This window comes from Myxococcus sp. CA023, assembly GCF_010998615.1.
GTDB lineage: Bacteria > Myxococcota > Myxococcia > Myxococcales > Myxococcaceae > Myxococcus.
Map to the genome: position 1 here is coordinate 21544 of NZ_JAAEAH010000082.1, position 20198 is coordinate 41741.

At 70.6% G+C, this 20198-nt stretch carries 14 protein-coding genes; 12 read left to right on the top strand and 2 right to left on the bottom strand.

The genetic code is table 11. From position 1 onward, the window contains the following. The first annotated feature begins 42 nt into the window (after window positions 1-42). The 10 genes from F8M74_RS29930 (at window position 43) to waaL (ending at window position 15467) form a co-directional block, all read left to right on the top strand. Window positions 43-2382 carry a serine/threonine-protein kinase gene (locus tag F8M74_RS29930; protein ID WP_141257820.1) on the top strand — a complete coding sequence of 780 codons (2340 nt, stop codon included), beginning with the start codon at window positions 43-45 and terminating at the stop codon, window positions 2380-2382. A 20-nt stretch (window positions 2383-2402) separates the two neighbouring features. Further along, a complete protein-coding gene (locus F8M74_RS29935) occupies window positions 2403-4781 on the top strand; it encodes a serine/threonine-protein kinase (protein WP_141257819.1) in 2379 nt (792 codons plus the stop codon). Window positions 4782-5087: 306 nt separating this feature from the next. Beyond that, entirely contained in the window at window positions 5088-5612 is a 525-nt protein-coding gene (locus tag F8M74_RS29940; RefSeq protein ID WP_140790518.1) for a MerR family transcriptional regulator, read from the top strand. Between the two features lie 42 nt (window positions 5613-5654). Further along, complete coding sequence (locus F8M74_RS29945; RefSeq protein WP_002635080.1) at window positions 5655-6146, top strand: sigma factor-like helix-turn-helix DNA-binding protein; 492 nt, start codon at window positions 5655-5657, stop codon at window positions 6144-6146. A gap of 105 nt (window positions 6147-6251) precedes the next feature. After that, window positions 6252-7796 carry a bifunctional phosphoribosylaminoimidazolecarboxamide formyltransferase/IMP cyclohydrolase gene (gene purH, locus F8M74_RS29950; RefSeq protein WP_141257818.1) on the top strand — a complete coding sequence of 515 codons (1545 nt, stop codon included), beginning with the start codon at window positions 6252-6254 and terminating at the stop codon, window positions 7794-7796. Between the two features lie 3 nt (window positions 7797-7799). After that, window positions 7800-10652: a zinc-ribbon domain-containing protein gene (locus tag F8M74_RS29955; protein ID WP_141257817.1), complete on the top strand. Its 2853-nt coding sequence runs from the start codon at window positions 7800-7802 to the stop codon at window positions 10650-10652. Window position 10653: 1 nt separating this feature from the next. Then, window positions 10654-11919 carry a phosphoribosylamine--glycine ligase gene (gene purD / locus F8M74_RS29960; RefSeq protein WP_141257816.1) on the top strand — a complete coding sequence of 422 codons (1266 nt, stop codon included), beginning with the start codon at window positions 10654-10656 and terminating at the stop codon, window positions 11917-11919. Continuing rightward, window positions 11916-13028 (top strand): LptF/LptG family permease, encoded by a 1113-nt coding sequence (locus F8M74_RS29965; RefSeq protein ID WP_141257815.1) that lies wholly within the window; start codon window positions 11916-11918, stop codon window positions 13026-13028. Before purD ends, F8M74_RS29965 begins: the two co-directional genes overlap by 4 nt. After that, window positions 13025-14140, top strand: a complete 1116-nt coding sequence (locus F8M74_RS29970) for an LptF/LptG family permease (protein ID WP_141257814.1) — start codon at window positions 13025-13027, stop codon at window positions 14138-14140. Before F8M74_RS29965 ends, F8M74_RS29970 begins: the two co-directional genes overlap by 4 nt. A 1-nt stretch (window position 14141) precedes the next feature. After that, complete coding sequence (gene waaL, locus F8M74_RS29975) at window positions 14142-15467, top strand: O-antigen ligase WaaL (RefSeq protein WP_141257813.1); 1326 nt, start codon at window positions 14142-14144, stop codon at window positions 15465-15467. Here the strand turns inward: waaL and F8M74_RS29980 are convergent. Next, window positions 15464-16597: a glycosyltransferase family 1 protein gene (locus tag F8M74_RS29980; protein ID WP_141279879.1), complete on the bottom strand. Its 1134-nt coding sequence runs from the start codon at window positions 16595-16597 to the stop codon at window positions 15464-15466. The two genes, waaL and F8M74_RS29980, sit on opposite strands and share 4 nt — an antisense overlap. An 86-nt stretch (window positions 16598-16683) precedes the next feature. Between F8M74_RS29980 and F8M74_RS29985 the strand changes: the two genes are divergently transcribed. Together F8M74_RS29985 and wbaP are read left to right on the top strand one after the other, a co-directional pair. Continuing rightward, a complete protein-coding gene (locus tag F8M74_RS29985) occupies window positions 16684-17829 on the top strand; it encodes a glycosyltransferase (RefSeq protein WP_141257811.1) in 1146 nt (381 codons plus the stop codon). 218 nt (window positions 17830-18047) lie between these two features. Beyond that, complete coding sequence (wbaP, locus tag F8M74_RS29990; RefSeq protein ID WP_141257810.1) at window positions 18048-19442, top strand: undecaprenyl-phosphate galactose phosphotransferase WbaP; 1395 nt, start codon at window positions 18048-18050, stop codon at window positions 19440-19442. Window positions 19443-19510: 68 nt separating this feature from the next. Here wbaP and F8M74_RS29995 read toward each other — a convergent pair. Beyond that, the coding region (locus F8M74_RS29995) for a PPC domain-containing protein (RefSeq protein ID WP_205604103.1) at window positions 19511-20198 on the bottom strand (688 nt) is incomplete at its 5' end.

Sequence of the window (20198 nt, forward strand, 5' to 3'; positions counted from 1 at the left end):
GGCCACTCCAAGGGTGGTTGTCCAGGGGCCGGTCAGGTCGCCGTGTCCATCGAAACCTATGGCAGGTATCAGCTCCTGAAGCGTCTCGCCACGGGCGGGATGGCGCAGATCTATCTTGCGCGGCCACAGGGCGCGGAGCCTGACAAGCGGGTGGTGGTCAAGCGGATCCTTCCGCACCTTGCGGAGAATGACGACTTCGTCAAGATGTTCCTGGACGAGGCGCGCATCGCCGCCCGGCTGAACCACCCCAACGTGGTGCAGATTTTCGACCTGGGCGCTCAGGACGACTCCTTCTTCATCGCCATGGAGTACATCCACGGCGACGACCTGCGCCGGTTGTGGAGGCAGTCGGAGCTGATGGGCCAGCCGCTGCCGGTGCCGCTGGTGTGCCGCATCCTCATCGAGGCCTGCGCCGGCCTGGACTACGCGCACAAGCGCACGGACCCGACGACGGGCCGGCCGCTGGGCATCGTCCACCGTGACGTGTCCCCCCAGAACATCCTGGTGACGTTCGAGGGCGGGGTGAAGGTGGTGGACTTCGGTATCGCCAAGGCGGCGGACCAGGCCACGGTGACTCGCTCCGGCGTGCTGAAGGGGAAGTATTCGTACATGTCCCCGGAGCAGGCGGCGGGCATGCGGGTGGACTGCCGCGCGGACATCTTCGCGCTGGGCATCGTCCTGTACGAGCTGCTCACCAGCACGCGCCTGTTCAAGCGCCCCAACGACATCCAGACGCTGACGGCGGTGTCGGAGTGCCGGGTGTTGCCGCCCTCGCACGTGACGTCGCGCGTGCCGGCGGATTTGGACGCCATCGTCCTCAAGGCGCTCGCGAAGGAGTTGCCGGACCGGTACCAGGAAGCGGCGCACCTCCAGCACGCGCTGGAGGAGTGGCTGCGCGCGCACCAGGCGCCCGCCACGTCCGCGCACCTGTCCGCCTTCATGAAGGAGGTCTTCGCGGAGCGGCTGGCCGAGGAGGCCCGAGCGGGCGACGTGCTGGGCGAGGACTTGGATTCGGGTGCGTCGAGGCAGGAGTCTCCGCCGCGCCGCACTGGCCTGCGGCCCGCGTTGCCGCCGCGTCCACCGCCGATGTTTCCAGAGGACGACGCGACCGCGGCGCTGCGTCCGCGACCGGCGTCCCGCACGGGCCGCTTCGAACTGGAGCCGGAGAAGCCCGCGCCGCGGCTGACGGGACAGCGCCGGGCGGTGGAGCCCGAGCGGCCCTCGCGCTCTGGCATGAACGTGGCGCCCCCGCTGCCGCCGCCTCCGCCCGTGGAGGAGGACGCGCCCACGGTGGATTCGCGTGCGTCCGCGTCGGTGACCCGGACGGACGTGAAGCTGGGCGGGGCCGCTGCTGCCGCGCCGACGGAGCCTCGCGGCGCTCCACGGCCTTTCGGCGGCACGGGCCGCTTCGACCTGGGGGCGCCGGTCCTCCCCGTGGATGACGAGGACGCCCCCACGGTGGACGCCCGCGCTGGCGCGCGCTCGCAGGCGCGAGGCGGGTTCGTCGTGGAGGAGGACGCGCCCACCATCGCCATGATGGATACGGGCCGGCCCGCGCGGGTGGTGATTCCGCTGCGGGACGGGGAGTCGCTCGAGGAGGACGCCCCCACGCTGTCGCTGGGCATGTCGCGCGCGGCGAAGCGCCCCGTGGCTGCCGCGGGCAGCAAGACGTGGCTGTACGTGGGGCTGGTATTGTTGGTCGTCGTGGCGGTGGGCGTGATGCTCTGGTCGATGCGGTCGCTGGAGCCCGTGCCGGTGTCGTTGGACCCGGAGGCCGCGGTGCCCGCGCCCGTGCCCATGCAGGCCGAGGCGCCGGTCCAGGCTCCGACAGAGCTGCGGCCCCCTCCCGTGGTGCCCCAGCCTCCCGTGGAGGCCGCGCCCGCGCCGGTGCGGCTGCGCATCGAGACGCAGCCCGCGGACGCGGTGGTGCTGGTGGACGGCCAACGCCACGACGCGCGGCCAGTGATGCTCGAAACAGCGGTGGGCCGGCAGGTCGCCGTGCGGGTGGAGGCCGACCGGCACCAGGCGCAGACGCGCACGGTGACGGTGGGGGAGGACGCGGAGCAGGTGGCGCGCTTCACGCTGGAGCCCGAGCCCCGCGTGGTGGCCGCTGCTCCCGTGGCGGCGGTGGTACGCGAGCGTCCAGCCCGGCCGGAGCCCCGGCAGGAGGGGCGACTGGCCCGGGTGCGCTTCGTCGTACACCCTTGGGCGGAGGTGACGTGCGGTGGCAAGCGGCTGGGCGAAACGCCCTTCGAGGCCGTGGAGCTGCGCGTGGGCAGCTATGACTGCCGCTTCGTCAACCCCGACCTCAAGAAGACGCTCAGTCGACGTATCGAGGTGAAGCCCATCGGCCTCAACGTCGTGAGCGTGAAGTTCGAATAGCACATGCCTTGGATGCTCCCGTGACGCTCGAAGCCGGCACTCACATCGGCAAGTACGTCGTCCGCCGCAAGCTCGCCGAGGGCGGCATGGCGGAAATCTACCTGTGCACGGCGCGCGGCGCGGAGGGCTTCGAGAAGGAAGTCGTCATCAAGCGGGTACGCGCCTTCCTCGCCAGCGACCCGGAGTTCGTGGGGATGTTCATCGCCGAGGCCCGGCTGGCCTCGCGGCTGAACCACGCGAACGTGGTGCAGATATTCGACTTCGACAAGCATGAGGACACGTACTACCTGGCCATGGAGTACGTGCGCGGCTGCTCGTTGTGGGAGCTGCGCAAGCGCGGCAAGGAGCTGATGGAGCCGGTGCCGCCCATGCTGGTGGCGCACATCGGCGCGGAGGTCGCCCGGGGCCTGCACTACGCGCACCGCGTCCGCGTGAATGGCCAGCCGCTGGACCTGGTGCACCGGGACGTCACGCCGCACAACGTGCTGCTGTCCTTCGATGGCGCGGTGAAGCTGACGGACTTTGGAATCGCCAAGGCGGGCAACAAGCTGACGCAGCCGGGCGTGCTGAAGGGCAAGTTCGCGTACATGTCGCCCGAGCAGGCCCGGGGCGAGGCCGTGGATGCACGCACGGACATCTTCGCGCTGGGCGTGGTGCTGTGGGAGATGCTCACCGGCGGCCGCCTGTTTGACGGGGACTCCGAGGTGGCGGTGCTGCGCGCGGTGCAGCAGAGCACCATTCCGCCTCCGGCCCGGCTGAATCCGGACGTGCCCGCGGACCTGGATGCCGCCGTGGTGCGAGCTCTGGATAGAGACCCCGCGCTCCGCTTCCAGACGGCCGCAGAGTTCGAGCGCGCCCTGGCCCAGTGCGTGCTGACGCATGCGAGGTCATTGGACGACACGGACCTGCGCGCCTTCATGCGCCGCTTGTTCCCCACCAGCCTCACCCAGGCGATTCCCACCGTGCAGGAGCGCACACACGTCGTGGAAGGGGAGCCGGCACCTGGGGCAGGGGCGTCGCCCGTGCCGCGCGAGCCCACCGCGGTGATGGTGTCTGCTGGCCGCAGCGGCCTGGCGTTGCCGACGTCTCCGGATGAAGACGTCAATGCGCCGACCTTCGTGTTGCCGCGTAGGGGCGAGGAGGCCGCGCTGGATGCGGCGCCACTGCCGCCCATGGCCACGCCGATGATGCCGCTGCCGGCGGTGGCGTCGTCGCCGGTGCCTCGCGGCGCTTCTTTCGAAGTCGCGCCTTCCACTCCGGGCCGGCAGAGCCGTCCGGAGGGCGCGGTCGCGGTGTCGGGGCCGCGCTCCGGTGGGGCCGAGGATGCTCGCGGTGCCGCCTCCAGCGAGGATGCACGGGCCGAGAAGACGCCGAGCAGGGGCTCAGGTGTCCCGGCTGTGTCCGGGAGCGCGCGGACGCCGAGTCGTCCGGAAGGGATCGCCGCCGTCGCGTCACCGTCAGGGCCATCCGGGAGTTTGAGGCTGGCCAGCGCCTGGGACGAAGAGGACGACGATGAGGAAGGTACCCCGTCGAATACGGAGCCTGAGGCGCATCCCGGGATGTGGGCAGCCGTGCCTGGAGCTTCCGAGGTGCCTGCGGCGGGTGCCCATGTGTCCGGCCCCGAGGGCCCTGCGGCGAGTGCCCGTGCGTCCGGAGCCGAGGTGCCTGAGGCGGGTGCCCATACGTCCGGATCCGGGGTTCTCGGGGCGAGTGCCCGGGGCTCCGGAGCCGAGGTGCCTGCGGCGGATGCCCATGCGTCCGGCCCCGAGGCTCTCGAGGCGGGTGCCCGTGCGTCCGGCCCCGTGGCCTCGGTGGCCGTGCCGGCGGCGCGCCGTCAATGGGCGCTGAGACTCGCCGTGGCGTTGGGGCTCGCCGTCGTCGGAGGCGGCGTCGCTGTGATGCGGGGGACCGAAGCGGCTCCTCCGGTGGTGCCGGCAGAGCCCATGGTGGCCGCACCCGTTGTTGATGAACCCGTGCCGACCGCGCAGCCCGCGCCTTCAGAGGTACCTGGGAACGCCGAGGGCGGGGAGACGGGGCCCGCCGAAACCGCCGACACTGAATCCGAGGTGGACGGGCTGATGCGCGAGGAGGTGCTCGCCGCTGCCGCCACCAACCCGGCTTCCGACCCCGCGCCGAGTGCGGCCGGCACCCACCAGGAGCCGGAGCGCGCGCGCGCGGCGCCGGCCAGCGGAACGCTCCAGGTCCAGGCCGCGCCCTATGCCACCGTGTTCATCAACGGCAAGCGCATGGGCGAAGTAACGGGGCGGGCGTCGTACCGGTTGCCCGTCGGCAACCACAAGCTCGTCTTCCAGCACCCGTCCGGCGAGCGCCGCTACGACGTCGCCGTCACCGCGGGCGGCACCGTCAGCCGCGAGTTCCGCGCCCCCAGGGCTCGCTGAACCAGGCCGGCTCCCGGCACGGCGGCCTCACCAGCAGCCGTGCCGCAACCTGAGCCCAGGTCCGAAGTCACCCGCCGTACCCGTGCTCGCTTCCGCTTGAGCACCCCCAACGTCCACTCCTGAACGCTGCTGCCTCGCACCCAGCGGGCCGCCTTCGGGCTGTCACACCTACCTCGTCCCACCTGCCGCTCCGCCTGTTCAAAGGCGCGCGATTCGTCCGTCGCCGCTTGCCTGCCTGGTGGTCTGCCTTGACACCCAACCGCCCGTTCTGGCACTCAGTGGCCCCCACTCAGTGGATTATATTCAATGGAATCCATGGACCTGCTGGCTCCTGAGGAGATTGCTCGGATTGAGCGCGAGAACGCGGGCGGCCTGCCCGCGAGCGCCATCCTGAAAATCTTCCGGCCACGGGGCGTGCGCCTCTCGGAGGCGACGTTCCGGAAGTACGTGCAGGCGGGCTTGCTACCCAGGAGTCGCCGGGTGGGCCGGAAGGGGAAGCACCAGGGGAGCGTCGGGCTCTACCCGGTGGAGGCGGTGCGCCGCATCAATGTCATCAAGAAGATGATGGCGGAGGGGCACACCCTGGAGGACATCAAGCGGTCCTATGTCTTCCACAGCAACTACATCGACCAGTTGGAGCGGGACCTGGCGGGGCTCCTGAATGGGTTCCAGGAGGAGCTGGGGGACCGCGCCTTTGGGGGGGAGCATCGGCGTACGCTTGAGGCACAGCTAGCAACCTTGCGGCAAAGAGCGCAGGATCTGGTCCGGGATGTCGCCCGGCTGGGTAGTGCCGTGACCGCACGCGCAGACGAAACCATCCGTTCGCAATAGAATACCCGGGAACCGGGTAGACTGGCCTCACGTGGAGGGGACATGTCGGAAGTGAAGCAGCTACAGGAGGAGGGGGGGGACCAGGAATCGGACCAGGCGCAGGAGCGCCGCCGTTCCAAGACCATGTCGCGCAAGGAGATGGCGCGCGACCTGCGGAGGCGTCGCCTCACGGGTCAGGTGGACCCCGAAGAGGCCGACCTGCTGAAGCAGATGGACGACACGCGGCCGCGTACGCGCGCGGACTGCATCAACGGTCCCCGGCCGTGCAACTTCGTCTCCTGCAAGCACAACCTCTACCTGGACGTGAATCCGGAGACGGGGTCCATCAAGCTCAACTTCCCGGACAAGGAAATCTGGGAGCTGGAGCACACCTGCGCCCTGGACGTGGCGGAGAAGGGCGGCATCACGCTCGAGGAAGTGGGGGAGATCATGAACCTCACCCGTGAGCGCATCCGCCAGGTGGAGACGCGCGGGCTGATGAAGCTGCGCGAAGCCACCGAAGCCGAGCCGCCGGTTTCGGCTCGCAAGCCCTGATGTTCGCGGGTGGTTTCCACCCGCAAACGGAGGGCCAACGTGTTGCGTTGACACCCCAGGGGGTGGTTGCTACTACCGCCGCTTCCCGCACACCGAGGCCCACACGTGCTGGCTCTCCTGAGCGTTTCTGATAAGCGAGGTCTGGTTCCCTTCGCCCAGGGGCTCGTCCGCCTGGGCTTCCGGTTGTTGTCCACCGGGGGCACGCTGGAGGCGCTCAAGGGCGCGGGGGTGCCCGTCAAAAAGGTGTCAGAGCACACGCAGAGCCCCGAGATTCTGGGTGGCCGCGTGAAGACGCTCCACCCCCGCATCCACGGCGGCATCCTGGGACGGCTGGAGCTGGAGGTCGACCGGGAGGAGATGAAGGCGCACGGCATCGAGCCCATCTCCCTGGTCGCGGTGAACCTGTATCCATTCCGGCAGACGGTGGCCTCGGGCGCCGCGGAGCCGGAGGTCATCGAGCAGATTGACATCGGCGGGCCCGCGATGGTGCGCGCCTCCGCGAAGAACTTCCGGCACGTCTCGGTGGTGGTGGACCCGGACGACTATCCGGCGGTGCTGGCGGAGTTGGAGCAGCAGAAGGCGGTGAGCGAGGACACGCGGCGCCGGCTGATGCGCAAGGCCTTCGCGCACACGGCGGCCTACGACGCCTCCATCTCCGCGTGGCTGTCCGCGCAGGCGGGCGAGCCGTTCCCGGGGGAGCTGTCGCTGGCGTTCCAGAAGTCGCAGGACCTGCGCTACGGGGAGAACCCGCATCAGCGCGGCGCCTTCTACCGCGAGCACGCCGCGCCCCAGGAGCCGACGGTCGCCTTCGCCAAGGTGCTGCAGGGCAAGGAGCTTTCGTACAACAACATCCTGGACCTGGACGCGGCACTGGGCCTGCTGCTGGAGTTCCCGGAGGCCCCCACGGCCGTCATCATCAAGCACAACACGCCGTGCGGCGTGGCGGTGGATGCCGCCCTGGTGAAGGCCTACCGCACGGCCCGCGCGGTGGACGAGGTCTCCGCCTTCGGGGGCATCGTCGCGCTCAACCGCGAGGTGGACGCGGCCACGGCCCAGGCCATGGCGGAGACGTTCCTGGAGGCGGTCATCGCGCCGTCGTACTCCCCGGAGGCGCTGCAGGTGCTGGCGGCGAAGAAGAACCTGCGGCTCCTGGAGGCGGGCCCCGCGCTGGCCAGTCCCCAGGCCCGGCCGCGTGCCCAACTGGACGCTCGCAGCGTGTCCGGTGGCATGCTGCTGATGGACCGGGACTCGGTGGAGCCGCCGCTGTCGTGGAAGGTGGTCTCCAAGCGGGCCCCCACGCCGGAGGAGGAGCGGGCCATGCGCTTCGCCTGGAAGGTGTGCAAACACGTCAAGAGCAACGCCATCGTCTTCGCCTCCGGTGACCAGCTCCTGGCGCAGGGTGGGGGGCAGACGAACCGGGTGGACTCGGTCCGCATCGCGATGCAGCGCGGCGGAGCGGCCCTCAGGGGCAGCGCGGTGGCCTCGGACGCCTTCTTCCCGTTCCGGGATGGGCTGGACGAGGCCGCCCGGGCGGGGGCCACCTGTGTCGTACAACCCGGCGGTTCGGTCCGTGACGCGGAGTTGATTGCCGCCGCGGATGAACATGGGATGGCCATGGTGCTGACGGGAGTGCGACACTTCCGGCACTGAGCCATGCGCATCGTCTGTCAGAAATGTGCGGCCGCCTACGCGATTGATGACAAGCTCATCACCGCCAAGGGCGTTCGCGCGCAGTGTCCTCGCTGCCGGAACCTGCAGTTGGTCCGGCGCGATTCCTCCGCCGTGCCCGCTGCTGGCGCGCCGGTTCCGGCGTCACAGCCCGCGGTGCCCGTCACGCTGACGCCTGTCTCCGGCGCCGCGCCCGCGGCGAATCCCGCGGACGACCTCTTCGGCGACTTCGGTGCGCCGCCGCCCGCCGCGCCCGCACCTGGCGCTGCTCCGCCTCCCAAGCCAGCCCGGGGCGAGGGCCGTTCGGGCTCGGACCTGTTTGGCGACTTCGGGGCGATGCCCTCGCCTGCTCCCGCGTCCGCGCCGCCCGTGGACCCCTTCGCGAGCGTGGGGACGCCGGCTTCGAGAGGCGGTGGGGCCGGTGCGGAGGACCCGCTGCTCGACTTCCTGGGACCGCCGCCCTCCGCGCCGCAGGGCCTGGAGTCCCAGCCTTCGCTTCCGGCGAAGCCCGCCGCCGCGAAGCCCGCGACCTCTGGCTGCCGCGTCTGCCAGAAGCCGCTGACGGATTCCTTCGACCAGGCGCTCGGCATCTGTGATGACTGCCGCCAGCCTGGTTCCGCTCGGGCGCCGGCCGCCACGAGCCGTCCGGCCGCTCCGGCGGGGAACTCGGACTTCCTGCCGCCCATGGCGGACCTGGGTGGGGGCTCCGCATCGGAGGCGCAGGGCGGCCTGGAGCCAGCGCCCGGTGCCGAGTCCCGTGGTGGCGCGCGCGTGCCCATCAGCACCGACATCATTCCGGACATGGGGCCGGAGCCTCGCAGTGGCATCCGGGCCTCCTCGCCGCAGCTGGGCGCGGAGCCTCGCAGCGGCTCGCGCTCCGCGCCGGTGCGCGTCACGGATGGGCGCTCTGGTGGGGGCAAGGGCGGACTGGTGGCGGGCCTCGTGGGGCTCGTCGTCGTGGGCGGAGGCGTGGGCGGTTACTTCCTGTACCAACAGCAGCAGGAGGCGTCGCGCCGCCAGGCCGGTCCTCCGCCCGCGGCCGCCATCCCGGACGCGGTGCAGGCGGTGCTGCCTCGCTGGAAGTTGAAGTACCTGGAGATTCCGGGCACCAGCGCGGAACGGCTCGCGCAGGGGCAGCAGCAGCTCGCCCGTGACGAGCGCTTCGCGTACGCGGAGGCCGAGGAGTCCTTCCAGCAGGCGCTGGTGTTGGACCCGACCAGCGATGCCGCCATCGCGGGCTACGTCCAGGCGCTGGCCCTGGGACGCGGCGCGCGCATGGACGACGTGACGTTCCAGGAGGCCCGCGCGCTGCTGTCGGCGGCGGAGTCGCGGTCCGGCCGCACGGCGCCGTTGCTGTTGGCGCACGCGAACCTCCTGCTGGCCCGCTCCGGTCAGCCCGAGCAGGCGCGCCCGCTCGCGGAGGAGTTGCTGGCCCGCGCGGAGCTCCCCGACGCGCAGAAGGCCGAAGCGCACCTGGTGCTGGGCCGCACGTGGCTGTCGTCGTCCCGCGAGCTGGCTCGCAGCCACTTCGACTCCGCGCAGAAGCTGTCGCCGGACATCAAGCGGCTGCACTACTACCGCGCGCTCGCGCATGCGTCGGGCGGTGAGTACTCCGCCGCGCTGGACACGCTGCGCAAGCGGCTGGAGACGAGCCCGAAGGACTGGGAGAGCCTGGCGCTCACCGCCCGCATCTACCAGGAGGTGGGTGAGCCCTCGGAGGCGCGCAAGTTGTACGAGGCCCGGGTGAAGGCGGAGCCCGGCGAGCTGCGCGCGCTGTTGCCGCTGGCGATGCTGCGCTACCAGGCGGAAGGCAACGCCGCGGGCGCGGTGCGGGACTTGCGCGCGCTGATGAAGAACCGGGCGCGCTACGACGAGCCCGAGGTGGCCGAGGTGCTGGTGCACCTGGCGGCCGCGGAGCGCACCGCGGGAAGTCAGGACGCGGCGGTGAAGTCGGCGGAAGAGGCCTTGCAGCTCGTGAAGGGATTGCCGGAGGCGCACCTCCAGCTCTTCCTGGTGGCCCTGGGCCGCCGCGACGCGGAGAAGGCACGGACCCACCTGCCGGGCTTCCGCGGGCAGTTGGAGGACGGCGCGCTGGAGAAGGTGCTCGAAGGCCGGCTGCTGCTCCTGGAGAAGAAGCCGCTGGAGGCGCTGGAGGCATTCCAGGAAGCGGTGAAGCTGGACGCGCGGCGGCTGGACGCGCAGCTGCTGGCGGGCGTCGCCGCGGCGAGCGCGAAGCGACGGGACGATGCCTTCCGCGCGCTGCACCAGGCGCTGCAGTCGGACCCGCTCCGGCTGGAGCCGCGGCCCGCGACGTCCGCCTACTGGCTGCGCCCGCGCGAGACGGTGGAGGGCGTGGAGGGTGCCATCCTCGCGCTGTCCGAGGGACCGGAGGACCCGTCCCCACTGTTGTACGAGGGCCTGCTGCGTTTCCACCAGCACCAGTTCGACGCGGCCGAGCGTCACCTACGCAGTGTGTTGGAGGTGGACGCGAACAACGCGGGGGCGCTGGCCTACCGCTCGCTCATCGCGCTGCAGCGAGGTGCCACCGCGGACGCCCGGCGCCTGGGCGAACGCTCCGCGGCGGCGGGGCGGCAGATGCCGGTGTCGCATCTGGCGCACGGCCTGGCGTTGGCGGAGGCCCGGCAGGTGGAACCGGCCAAGCGCGCGCTGCGGGACGCGCTGGCCCTGGCGCCCACGCTGCTATCGGCGCAGGCGCAACTGGCGCAGTTGGAGTCGGCCCGGGGTAAGGACGTGGCGCGAGACACCCTGGTGAAGGTGGTGGGGTTGGATCCGGCATACCTCCCCGCGAAGCGGATGCTCTACCTGTTGGAACGGTGAGGTGGATGTGAAGGTCCTGCTGCTCGGTTCCGGTGGCCGTGAGCACGCGCTCGCGTGGAAGCTGTCGCAGAGCCCCTTGTTGACCCAGCTCTTGTGCGGTCCGGGCAACCCGGGCACGGCGAAGCTGGGCACCAACGTGGCCCTGCGCGCGGACGCACCAGAGGAAGTCGCCGCGTTCGCGAAGCGCGAGGCGGTGGACCTGGTGGTGGTGGGGCCAGAGGCGCCGCTGGTCGCGGGGGTCGCTGACGCGCTGGCCGACGCGGGCATCGCCTGCTTCGGGCCCGTGGCGGCGGGCGCGCGCATCGAAGGGTCCAAGGCCTTCGCGAAGGAGATCATGGCCGAGGCCGGCGTGCCCACCGCCGCCTTCCAGACCTTCACCGACGTGGCGGCGGCGGAAGCCTACGCGGTGGAGCAGGGCCGCATCGTCGTCAAGGCGGATGGCCTGGCGGCGGGCAAGGGCGTCATCGTCGCCCATGACGTGGAGGCCGCGCGCGCGGCGGTGCGCGCCGTGGGGGCCATGGGCGCGGCGGGCCAGACGATGGTCCTGGAGGAGCTGCTGGAGGGAGAAGAGGTGTCCGCGATGGCGCTGTGTGATGGTGAGCGCTACGCCATGCTTCCCTTGTCCCAGGACCACAAGCGCGTGGGCGAAGGCGACACCGGGCCGAACACCGGCGGCATGGGCGCGTACAGCCCCGCGCCTTTCCTGTCCGCCGCGCAGCTCGCCGAGGTGGGCGAGCGCGTGGTTGCCCCGACGCTGGCCGTGCTGCGCCGGCGCGGAATTCCCTTCCGAGGCGTGCTGTATGCGGGGCTGATGCTCACGCGCGGTGGCCCGAAGGTGCTGGAGTTCAACGCTCGCTTCGGTGACCCGGAGACGCAGGTGTTGATGATGCAGTTGGGTGAGGACCTGCTGCCGTTGCTGGACGCGTGTGCCCGAGGCACGCTCACGCCGCGGACGCTGGTGTCCGCGCCCGGTGCCTCGGTGGGCGTGGTGCTGGCGGCGCGGGGCTATCCGGACGCGCCGGAGAAGGGCCAGCGGATTGAAGGGCTGGACGCGGTGCCACCCGACGCCACGGTGTTCCTGGCGGGCACGGAGGCGCGCGACGGCGGCGTCGTGACGGCCGGAGGCCGGGTGCTGACGGTGTGCGCGCGGGGCGAGGACCTGGCGCAGGCACGTGAGCGGGCCTACGCGGCGGTGGCGGCCGTGCGCTTCGAGGGCATGCACTTCCGCCGGGACATCGGCGCGCGAGGGATGAAGGCCGCCCCGTGAACCGCCTTTCGCGCTACCTGCTCGGGGAGCTGCTGGTCCCGCTCGGCGTGTGGGTGGCGTTCATGTTCCTGCTGCTCTTCGTCATGCAGTTCCTGCGGGGCACCGACGTGCTGCTGGGCTCGTCGGTGACGGCGGTGGACATGGCGCGGCTGCTTGCGTACCTGGCGCCGCACTTCCTGATGATGGCGCTGCCCATCGCCTTCCTGCTGGCCATCCTCCTGGGGCTGGGGCGGCTGGGCGAGGACCGGGAGCTGGTCGCGCTCCAGGCGCTGGGCATCGGGCCGGTGCGCCTGCTGGCCGCGCCGATGGGCATCGCGGTGGCGCTCAGCGTGCTGATGCTGGTCATCACCTCCACGGCGCAGCCCTGGGGCCTGACGGGCTTGAAGGTGCTGGTGAGCGAGGTCATCCGGAAGAACGCCGTGGGCGACGTGAAGTCCGGCGTCTTCTACGAGGACCTCAGCAACTTGACGCTGTACGCGGAGCAGGTGTCCGCGGACGGGAAGTGGACCAACGTGCTCCTGCATGACGACCGGGAGGCGAATTCGCCGCTGCTGGTGCTGGCGCAGCGGGGGCAGGTGGGCACGTCCACCAGCGGCGAGGTGCTGCGCTTCGCGCTGGAGGCAGGGGAGGTGCACCGCTCCGCGGGCCGCGAGACGGAGGAGTACAGCATCATCCGGTTCGACCAGGCCGAAATCAGCGTGGGCGTGGGCGCTTCCATGGGCAAGCGCAGCCGCTTCTCCTTCTCCCGCGAGGAGCTGACGCCCGGCGAGCTGCTGGAGGCGGCGCGCGAGGCGGAAGCGCAGGGCGAGGATGCGCGCATGTACCGGATGGCGCTGCACAGCCGGTTGGGGAGCGCGCTGGCGCCCATCGCCTTCGCGCTGCTGGGCACGCCGCTGGCCATGGGCCGGCGTCAGTCGGGCCGGGCGTGGGGCTACCTGCTGACGCTGGGGGGCTACGTCCTCTACTACCTGCTGAGCCGCGTCTTCGAGCAGATGGGGCAGAAGGGCCAGCTGCCCGTGGGCCTGGCGGGGCAGATGGCCAATCTGGTGTTCGTCGCGGTGGGGCTGGTGGCCCTGTACCGGGTGAGCCGCTCGGGGACGGTCAAGTGAGGGGGACGCTCTTCATCTACGTGCTGCGCACGTACCTGCGCTTCGCCCTGGGCATCCTCGGGGGCCTGGTGCTGGTGTTCGTGGTGGTGGACTTCGTGGACCGCGCGAAGATGTACACGGGCCCGGGCTGGGTGTGGGACGCGGCGGAGCTCTACTTCTACAAGGCGATGATGTCGGTGCAGCAGCTGGGGCCGGCGGCGCTGCTGCTGGCCGCGGGCACCACGGTGTCCGCGCTGCGCAAGCAGGGCGAGGTGACGGCCATCCGGGCGCTGACTTTCGGCCCGTCCGCGCTGTACCTGCCCATCCTCGTGGCGTCGTTCGTGGCCTGCGTGGGCCTGGTGGCCTTCGACGAGCGGGTGGCGACGTACTCTGGCCGGCGCGTGGACGAAATCACCACCCAGCGCTTCAACAAGTGGGGCGACTGGCGCTTCTACTACACGCCGAAGCAGTGGTTCCGGCGTGGGGACAACATCTTCTTCCTCCGGGGTGGCAGCGCGCAGGAGGGCTTCCAGGACGTGTCCGTCTTCACGGTGACGGAGTCCTTCAACCTCCAGCGGCGCCTGGACGCATCCGGCATGTTCCCGGTGGAGGGCATGCGCTGGCGCCTGACGGACGTGGTGGAGCGCACCTTCGACGGCGAGGGGAAGACGTCCGTACGGCAGCTCCCGGAAGCGGAGTATGAGCTGGGCGTGGCCGTCACCGCGTTCCGCATCCGGCCGGGGCGTCCGGAGCAGATGCGGGCGTCCGAGCTGCGCGAGCAGATTGTCGCGCGCCGCGACGTGGGCCTGGCGACGAAGCAGTTCGAGCTGGCCCTGCACAACCGCTTCGCCTACCCGATGGCGGCGTTCCCCGCGGCGCTGCTGGGGGTGGGGCTGGCCCTGCGCGCCAACCGGCGAGGGCACCTCACGGCCGCCATCATCGAGGGCCTGCTGACGGCGGTGGCGATGTGGGGCTTGATGATGGTGTGCCGGACCCTGGTGCTCACGGAGCGGTTGTCTCCTGGCGTCGCCGCGTGGACGCCCACCGTGCTGCTGGGCCTCATCGCGGGCGCTGTGTGGTTGCAGCGTGAGGGCCGGTTGCATCTGCCGCGGCGATCGCTGCTGGTGAGATAGCGTGTCCGCGCTCATGGGAACCGCGTCCGAGCTTCCGCTGGACCTGCGCTGGCGCCGCGCCATCAACGCCGTGCTCGTGCTGTGGACCGTGGGCCTGGTGCTGGCGGAGGTCGTCCTCCAGGTGGCGACGGGCGCAGCGGTGCTGCTGGCGGCGATTCTGTTGGTGCGAGGGCGGCTCCGCCTGGCGCCGGACGTGCGCGCCTATGTCGGGACCAGTGGGGTGCTGTGCCTGTGGCAGGCGGCGTCGCCCGCGGTGGCGCTGCTGACGGGCGCGGCGGAGTCGTGGCCGCGCGGCGCGCGGTACGGCCAGGTACTGGACTCGGTGGCGGGCGCCGCGGCTGCGTGCATTGGCGCCGTGGGCGTGCCGTGGCTGCTGCTGGCGGGCGTCCTCGCGGGAGGGTGGCTGCTGGCCGCGCTGCTGGGCGTGTTCCAGAACCGGGTGCGCTGGTCCGTGGAGCTGCCCTCCTTCCTCAAGCTCAACCTGGGGCGACTGCACGAGAACTTCGGCACCGAGGAGTCTCCGCGCTACGCGGCGGGTGGCTTCTTCTCCCACCGGCTTCGCTTCGCGCATGGCGCCATCGCGGCGCTAGGGCCCGCGCTGTCGGTGCTGGGCAGTGCGGACCAGGCGCGGCGGCGCATCCTGGCGGGGGCGGTGGTGATGGGGATGCTCATCTCCATCTACAACGCCTTCGCGCGAGCGGCGCTGGGCGCGGCGTTGCTCGTGAGCGTGGTGGCGTTGCTGCTGCTGGTCCAGGGCTCCGCGCGGAAGATGGGGTTGGCGCTCCTGTTCGCGCTGGTGGCCGTCGTCTCCATGAGCCCGGCCTGGCGCACGCGAATGGAGAAGGCGCTGGGCAACATCTACGGCGGAGAGCGCGAGCACGCCATGGCCGTGGGCTGGAGCCTGGTCCGTGAATACCCACTGACGGGCGTGGGCTTCGGGAACCACAAGCCGGCGGCCCTGGCCACGCAGGACGAGACGGGCATCACCGACCTGCTGGCCACCGATTCGCACAACCTCTGGCTGACGGTGTGGGCGGAGACGGGCCTGGTGGGGCTGCTGCTGATGCTGGCGATGCACGGATTGCTGGGGCGCGCGCTCATCCGGCGCTACCGCGAGGGCTCCATCGCGGCCACGGGCGCGCTGCTGTCCTGGGTGGGCTTCCACATCCTCGCGCTGGTGCACTACCTGCCGTTCCACTCCAGCGTGTACCTGTCCTTCTCGCTCATCTGGGGACTGGGGCTGTGCGAGGGCAGTGAGCGCCTGCGCGGCCGGGAGGCCCGTCAGGGGCTCCTGGAGATGGACGGCGCGCCCAGGCCCACTCCCTAGCGGCGCGGCGTCCCGCGCGAGCCTCCGGGCGCCGGGGCCTCCAGCACGCGGCGGTAGACGGCCAGGGTGCGCCGGGCACAGTCGTCCCAGGTGAAGCGCGCCACGCGCTCCCGGCCCAGCTCCACCAGCTCCCGGCGCAGCACGTCGTCGCGAAGCACGAGCAGCGTCGCATCACGCCACGCCGCCGCGTCGTCCGGGGAGAGTCTCAACGCCGCGTTGCCCACGACCTCGGGCAGGGCCGTCGTATCCGACGCCAGCACCGGGCAGCCCGCGCCCATGGCCTCCAAGGCCGGCAGCCCGAAGCCTTCGTAGCGCGAGGGCAGCAGCAGCGCCGACGCCGCGCCGTAGAACAGCGGCATCTGGTCCTCGGGCAGTTCCTCCAAATCGACCACGTTCTCGTGAAGCCCCAGCTCGTGCGCCACCGCGCCCTTGCCCGCCAGCAGCACCACGGGCACCGGCAACTCCCCGGCGAAATCCTTCAGCAGCGCCAGGTTCTTGAATCGCTTGGCGTTGCCCACCGCCGCCACGTAGCGCGCTGGCAGCTCGTACCGTTCGCGGAATGCGGTGGCCTCGGCCTGGGTCGGCGGCTGGAAGCGGGCATCCACCCCGTTGTGAATCACCTGGAGGCGGTAGGGCGACAGCTTGAGGTGCTTCGCGAGCTCGTCGCGCGAGAACTCGGACACCGTCACCAGCGCGGAGGCCCGCTTCGCGCGAGGGCCCACCACCACGCGGTAGTAGATGGACTGGGCCGGCGTGTACTGGTCCGCCAGCGCCAGGTGATTGGCGTCGTGGAGCGTGGCCACCAGCCGCCCGTTCCAGAAGAGGGGCAGCGAGAAGGACGTGGCGTGGAACGCATCCGGCGCCAGCTTCACCAGGTCCGCCGCCAGCGCCGGCTGCTCGAGGGGCGAAAGAAACCCGGCCAGCGCGCGATGCAGCGGCATGCGCGGCGTCAGCTCACCCAGGTCGGGCGCGAGCCCTTCGGGGGGCACCAACGCGGAGAAGCGCAGGTCGGGCGCGAGCACGGGCATCCGCCGCGCCAGCTCCAGGGCGTAACGGGCAATCCCATGCAGCCGGCCGCGCACCATGCGCAGGTCGAGGAGGACGTGGTCCACGGCCTCCGCGTACCACACGCGCGGCCTCCATGGGGGGCGGGCGGGCACGCGGGGCCCCTTCGACGCTTGCCGCGCCGCGCGCGCCCGGTGCTAGAAGCCGTGCCGTGAAGGTCGCCCTGGTCCACGATTGGCTCGTTACCCACCGAGGTGGGGAGCGCGTCCTTGATGCCCTCTGCGAAGTCCTGCCAGACGCGGACATCTACACGCTCATCCACAAGCCGGGCTCCCAGTCGCCGGCCATCGAATCTCGCCGCATCTTCACGTCCTTCCTTCAGCACATCCCCGGCATCCACGCGCGCTACCGGCACTTCCTGCCGCTGATGCCGAAGGCCATCGAGTCCCTCCAGCTCCAGGGGAAGTACGACCTGGTCCTTTCCTCCAGTCACTGCGTGGCCAAGGGCCTGCGCACGCCGCGGGGCACGCCGCACCTGAGCTACGTGCACGCGCCCATGCGGTACATGTGGGACTTGTTCGACGACTATTTCGGACCCGGACGCACGGGCCTCCCGGTGCGCGCGGCGGCCCATGCCGTCCGGCCCTGGCTGCGCCGATGGGACCGCCGGACGGCGGCGGGGGTCGATCGTTTCATCGCCAACAGTCGACACATCGCCACCAAGGTGCAGCGCTTCTGGGGCCGCGAGGCGTCGGTCATCCACCCGCCCGTCTCCCTGGAGCGCTTCGCCCAGGTCCCTCTAGAGGGCGGGGGCCAGGGCGGCTACTTCCTCTGGCTGGGGGCCTTCGCGCCGTACAAGCGATTGGACGTGGCGTTGGAGGCGTTCCGAAGCCTGGATGCACAGCTCTGGGTGGTGGGAGCGGGTCAGGAGGCCGCGCGCCTGGGCGCCGGAAGCCTGCCCGAAAATATCCGGTTCCTTGGCAATGTCTTGGATGCGTCTCTTCCGGCGCTGTACCGAGACGCTCGCGCGCTCATCTTCACGCCCGAGGAGGACTTCGGCATCACCCCGCTGGAATCCCAGGCGGCGGGCCGGCCCGTCATCGCCTACGGGAAGGGCGGCGCGCTCGAGACGGTGACGGCGCGGACGGGAATGTTCTTCCCAGAACAGACGCCGGAATCGCTCGCCGCCGCCGTGCGCCGGTTCGACGAATGGGAAGCAGGCTTTCGGCCTGAAGCCGCTCGCGCGCAGGCAGAGCGCTTCGGTCGCGCGCATTTCCAAAGTGCCATTCTTCGAGAGATTCACGCGGTGCTGGGGGAGGTGTTGCCAGATTCCCCAGGCCCCGCAGCGGGACTGTGACTTCGCTGTCGCTCCTGTCTTGGTCTTTTGTGGGCAACAGGTGGACACCGCCCCTGGCTGGGGGGGCGGGGCCGCCGCAACCCATTGTTTTCACAAATTTTTTCGTGCTAGCAAGCGCGGCTATCAAACGGTGATGGGCAAAACGCGCGTCCGGATGAAGAGGGCGCGAGTCTTGCACCGGGGTGGCCACCCGTTGATTACGCCACAGGAGTACTTCGGTGTTCAGCCGTCTCCAGCGTTTCTACACGTCGATCAAAGTCGTCGCCGACATGGTGATGCTCGCGCTGGCATTCGTCCTCGCGTACGCCACGCGTTTCTCCGGCATCGTGCCCGTCACGGAGGGGATACCTCCCTGGACGGACTCGTTCTTTTCGCTGCTGATGGTGCTCGTCATCTTCCCGGTGACGTTCCACCAGTCACGCCTGTACGGCACCAATCGTTCCCGGACGAATACGGGCGAGGTGTTCGAGGTATTCAAGTCGACCATCACGGCGGCGCTCATCCTCGTGGCGGTGACGTACTTCGTTCGCGAGCGCTACTCGCGCCTCACGCTGGTCATCTTCATCGTCTATGCGTTCGCGCTGGTGACATGCAGCCGGCTGGTGACTCGCTATCTGGTGAGTGAAATCCGGCGCCGGGGCCACAACCTCAAGTCCATCCTCGTCATCGGAGCGGGGGACCTGGGACAGCGGGTCATCGAGACGGTGGAGCACCACCGCGAGCTGGGCTTCCGGGTGATGGGCGTGCTGACGCTGCACCCGGAGAAGGTGGGCCAGTACGTGAATGACGTGCGCGTCATCGGGGTCGTGGACCAGGTGAACGAGGTGCTGGATTCGCACCCGGTGGACCAGGTCATCCTCGCGCTGCCGTTGGAGGGCCACGCCCACGTCAAGGCGCTGATGGACAAGCTGGCCCTGCGCACCGTGGATGTGCGCGTGGTGCCGGACCTGTACCAGTACATCACCCTCTATGGTGGCCTGGAGGAGTTCGGCGGGTTGCCCATCATCCGTCTCCAGGGCGACCCGATGGAGGGCTGGAGCCGGGTGGCCAAGCGGGCCTTCGACATCCTCTTCTCGTTGCTGGCCATCCTCATCACCGCGCCGCTCATGGCCGCCACCGCGCTGGCGGTGCGACTCACCAGCCGTGGGCCCATGCTCTACCGTCAGGAGCGCATGGGCATGGATGGGCGCACCTTCCCCATCCTCAAGTTCCGCACCATGAGCATCGACGCCGAGCACGGCGGCGCGATGATGACCTGCCCGGACGACCCGCGGCGCACGGTGATTGGCACGTTCCTGCGGAAGTACTCCCTGGACGAGCTCCCTCAGTTTTTCAACGTCCTGCGCGGTGACATGAGCCTGGTGGGGCCGCGCCCGGAGCGCCCCGTCTTCATCGAGGAGTTCAAGCGGCAGATTCCGCGCTACCACCTGCGGCACAAGGTGAAGGCGGGCATCACCGGCTGGGCGCAAATCAACGGCCTGCGCGGCCAGACGTGCATCGAGAAGCGCATCGAGTACGACCTGTACTACATCGAGAACTGGTCGCTGCTGATGGACCTGAAGATTCTCGTGCGCACGGCGCTGGGCGGCTTCCTGTCGAAGAACGCCTACTGACGCCGCGAGCCCGGGCGGTGGCGCTCGCCACGGCCCGGGCCCGGGTGTTCAACGCCGCTGCGTGGTGACTACTGGATGTTCCACACGACGGTGCCGGTGCAGCTCCCGCTGGAGTAGCAGCCCGCGCGAATCTGCAGGGTGGTGGCCGTGGGCGAGGTGTACGTCAGGCTGGAGCCGGCGCCGCTGCACGCGTCGTCGTTGACCGCCGCCTGCGTGGCGCCGTTGAAGAGGCGCAGGTAGGTGTCGCCCGTGAAGGTCGCGCCCGTCGCGCCGCAGGTGGCCACGGTGATGCTCTTGCCCGCGGCGATGGCGACGTCGCGGTTGGTGGTGTTCTGCTGCGCGCTGTTGGTGTTGCTGCCGCTGAAGTTGAAGCTCCCGCTGGTGGGGCCGCCGGAGCCGCCGGAGATTTCCCAGACGACGCGGCCGGTGCAGCTCCCGGTGGAGTAGCAGCCGGCGCGGACCTCGTGGTTGCCGGCGGTGGTGGCGGTGAAGGTGATGCTGGAGCCACGGCCGCCGCAGGAGTCGTCGTTGGTGGCCACCTCGGTGCCGGCGGGGTTGCGCAGGCGCAGCCACGTGTCACCGGTGAACTGCGTCCCCGTGAGGCCACACGTCGCGACGGTGAGCGTCTGGCCCGCCGTCAGCGCGATGGTGTGATTGGTGGTGTTCTGCTGTGCGCTGTTGGTGTTGCTGGCGCTGTAGTCGAACGAGTTCTCCGGCGGCGGGGGCGGCGGCGGAGAACTCGTTCGACTACAGCGC

Coding starts and splice junctions, on each gene's coding strand:
- F8M74_RS29940 (WP_140790518.1), top strand. CDS start 5,088: ATGGAATCCATGGACCTGCTGGCTCCTGAGGAGATTGCTCGGATTGAG.
- F8M74_RS29955 (WP_141257817.1), top strand. CDS start 7,800: ATGCGCATCGTCTGTCAGAAATGTGCGGCCGCCTACGCGATTGATGAC.
- F8M74_RS29945 (WP_002635080.1), top strand. CDS start 5,655: ATGTCGGAAGTGAAGCAGCTACAGGAGGAGGGGGGGGACCAGGAATCG.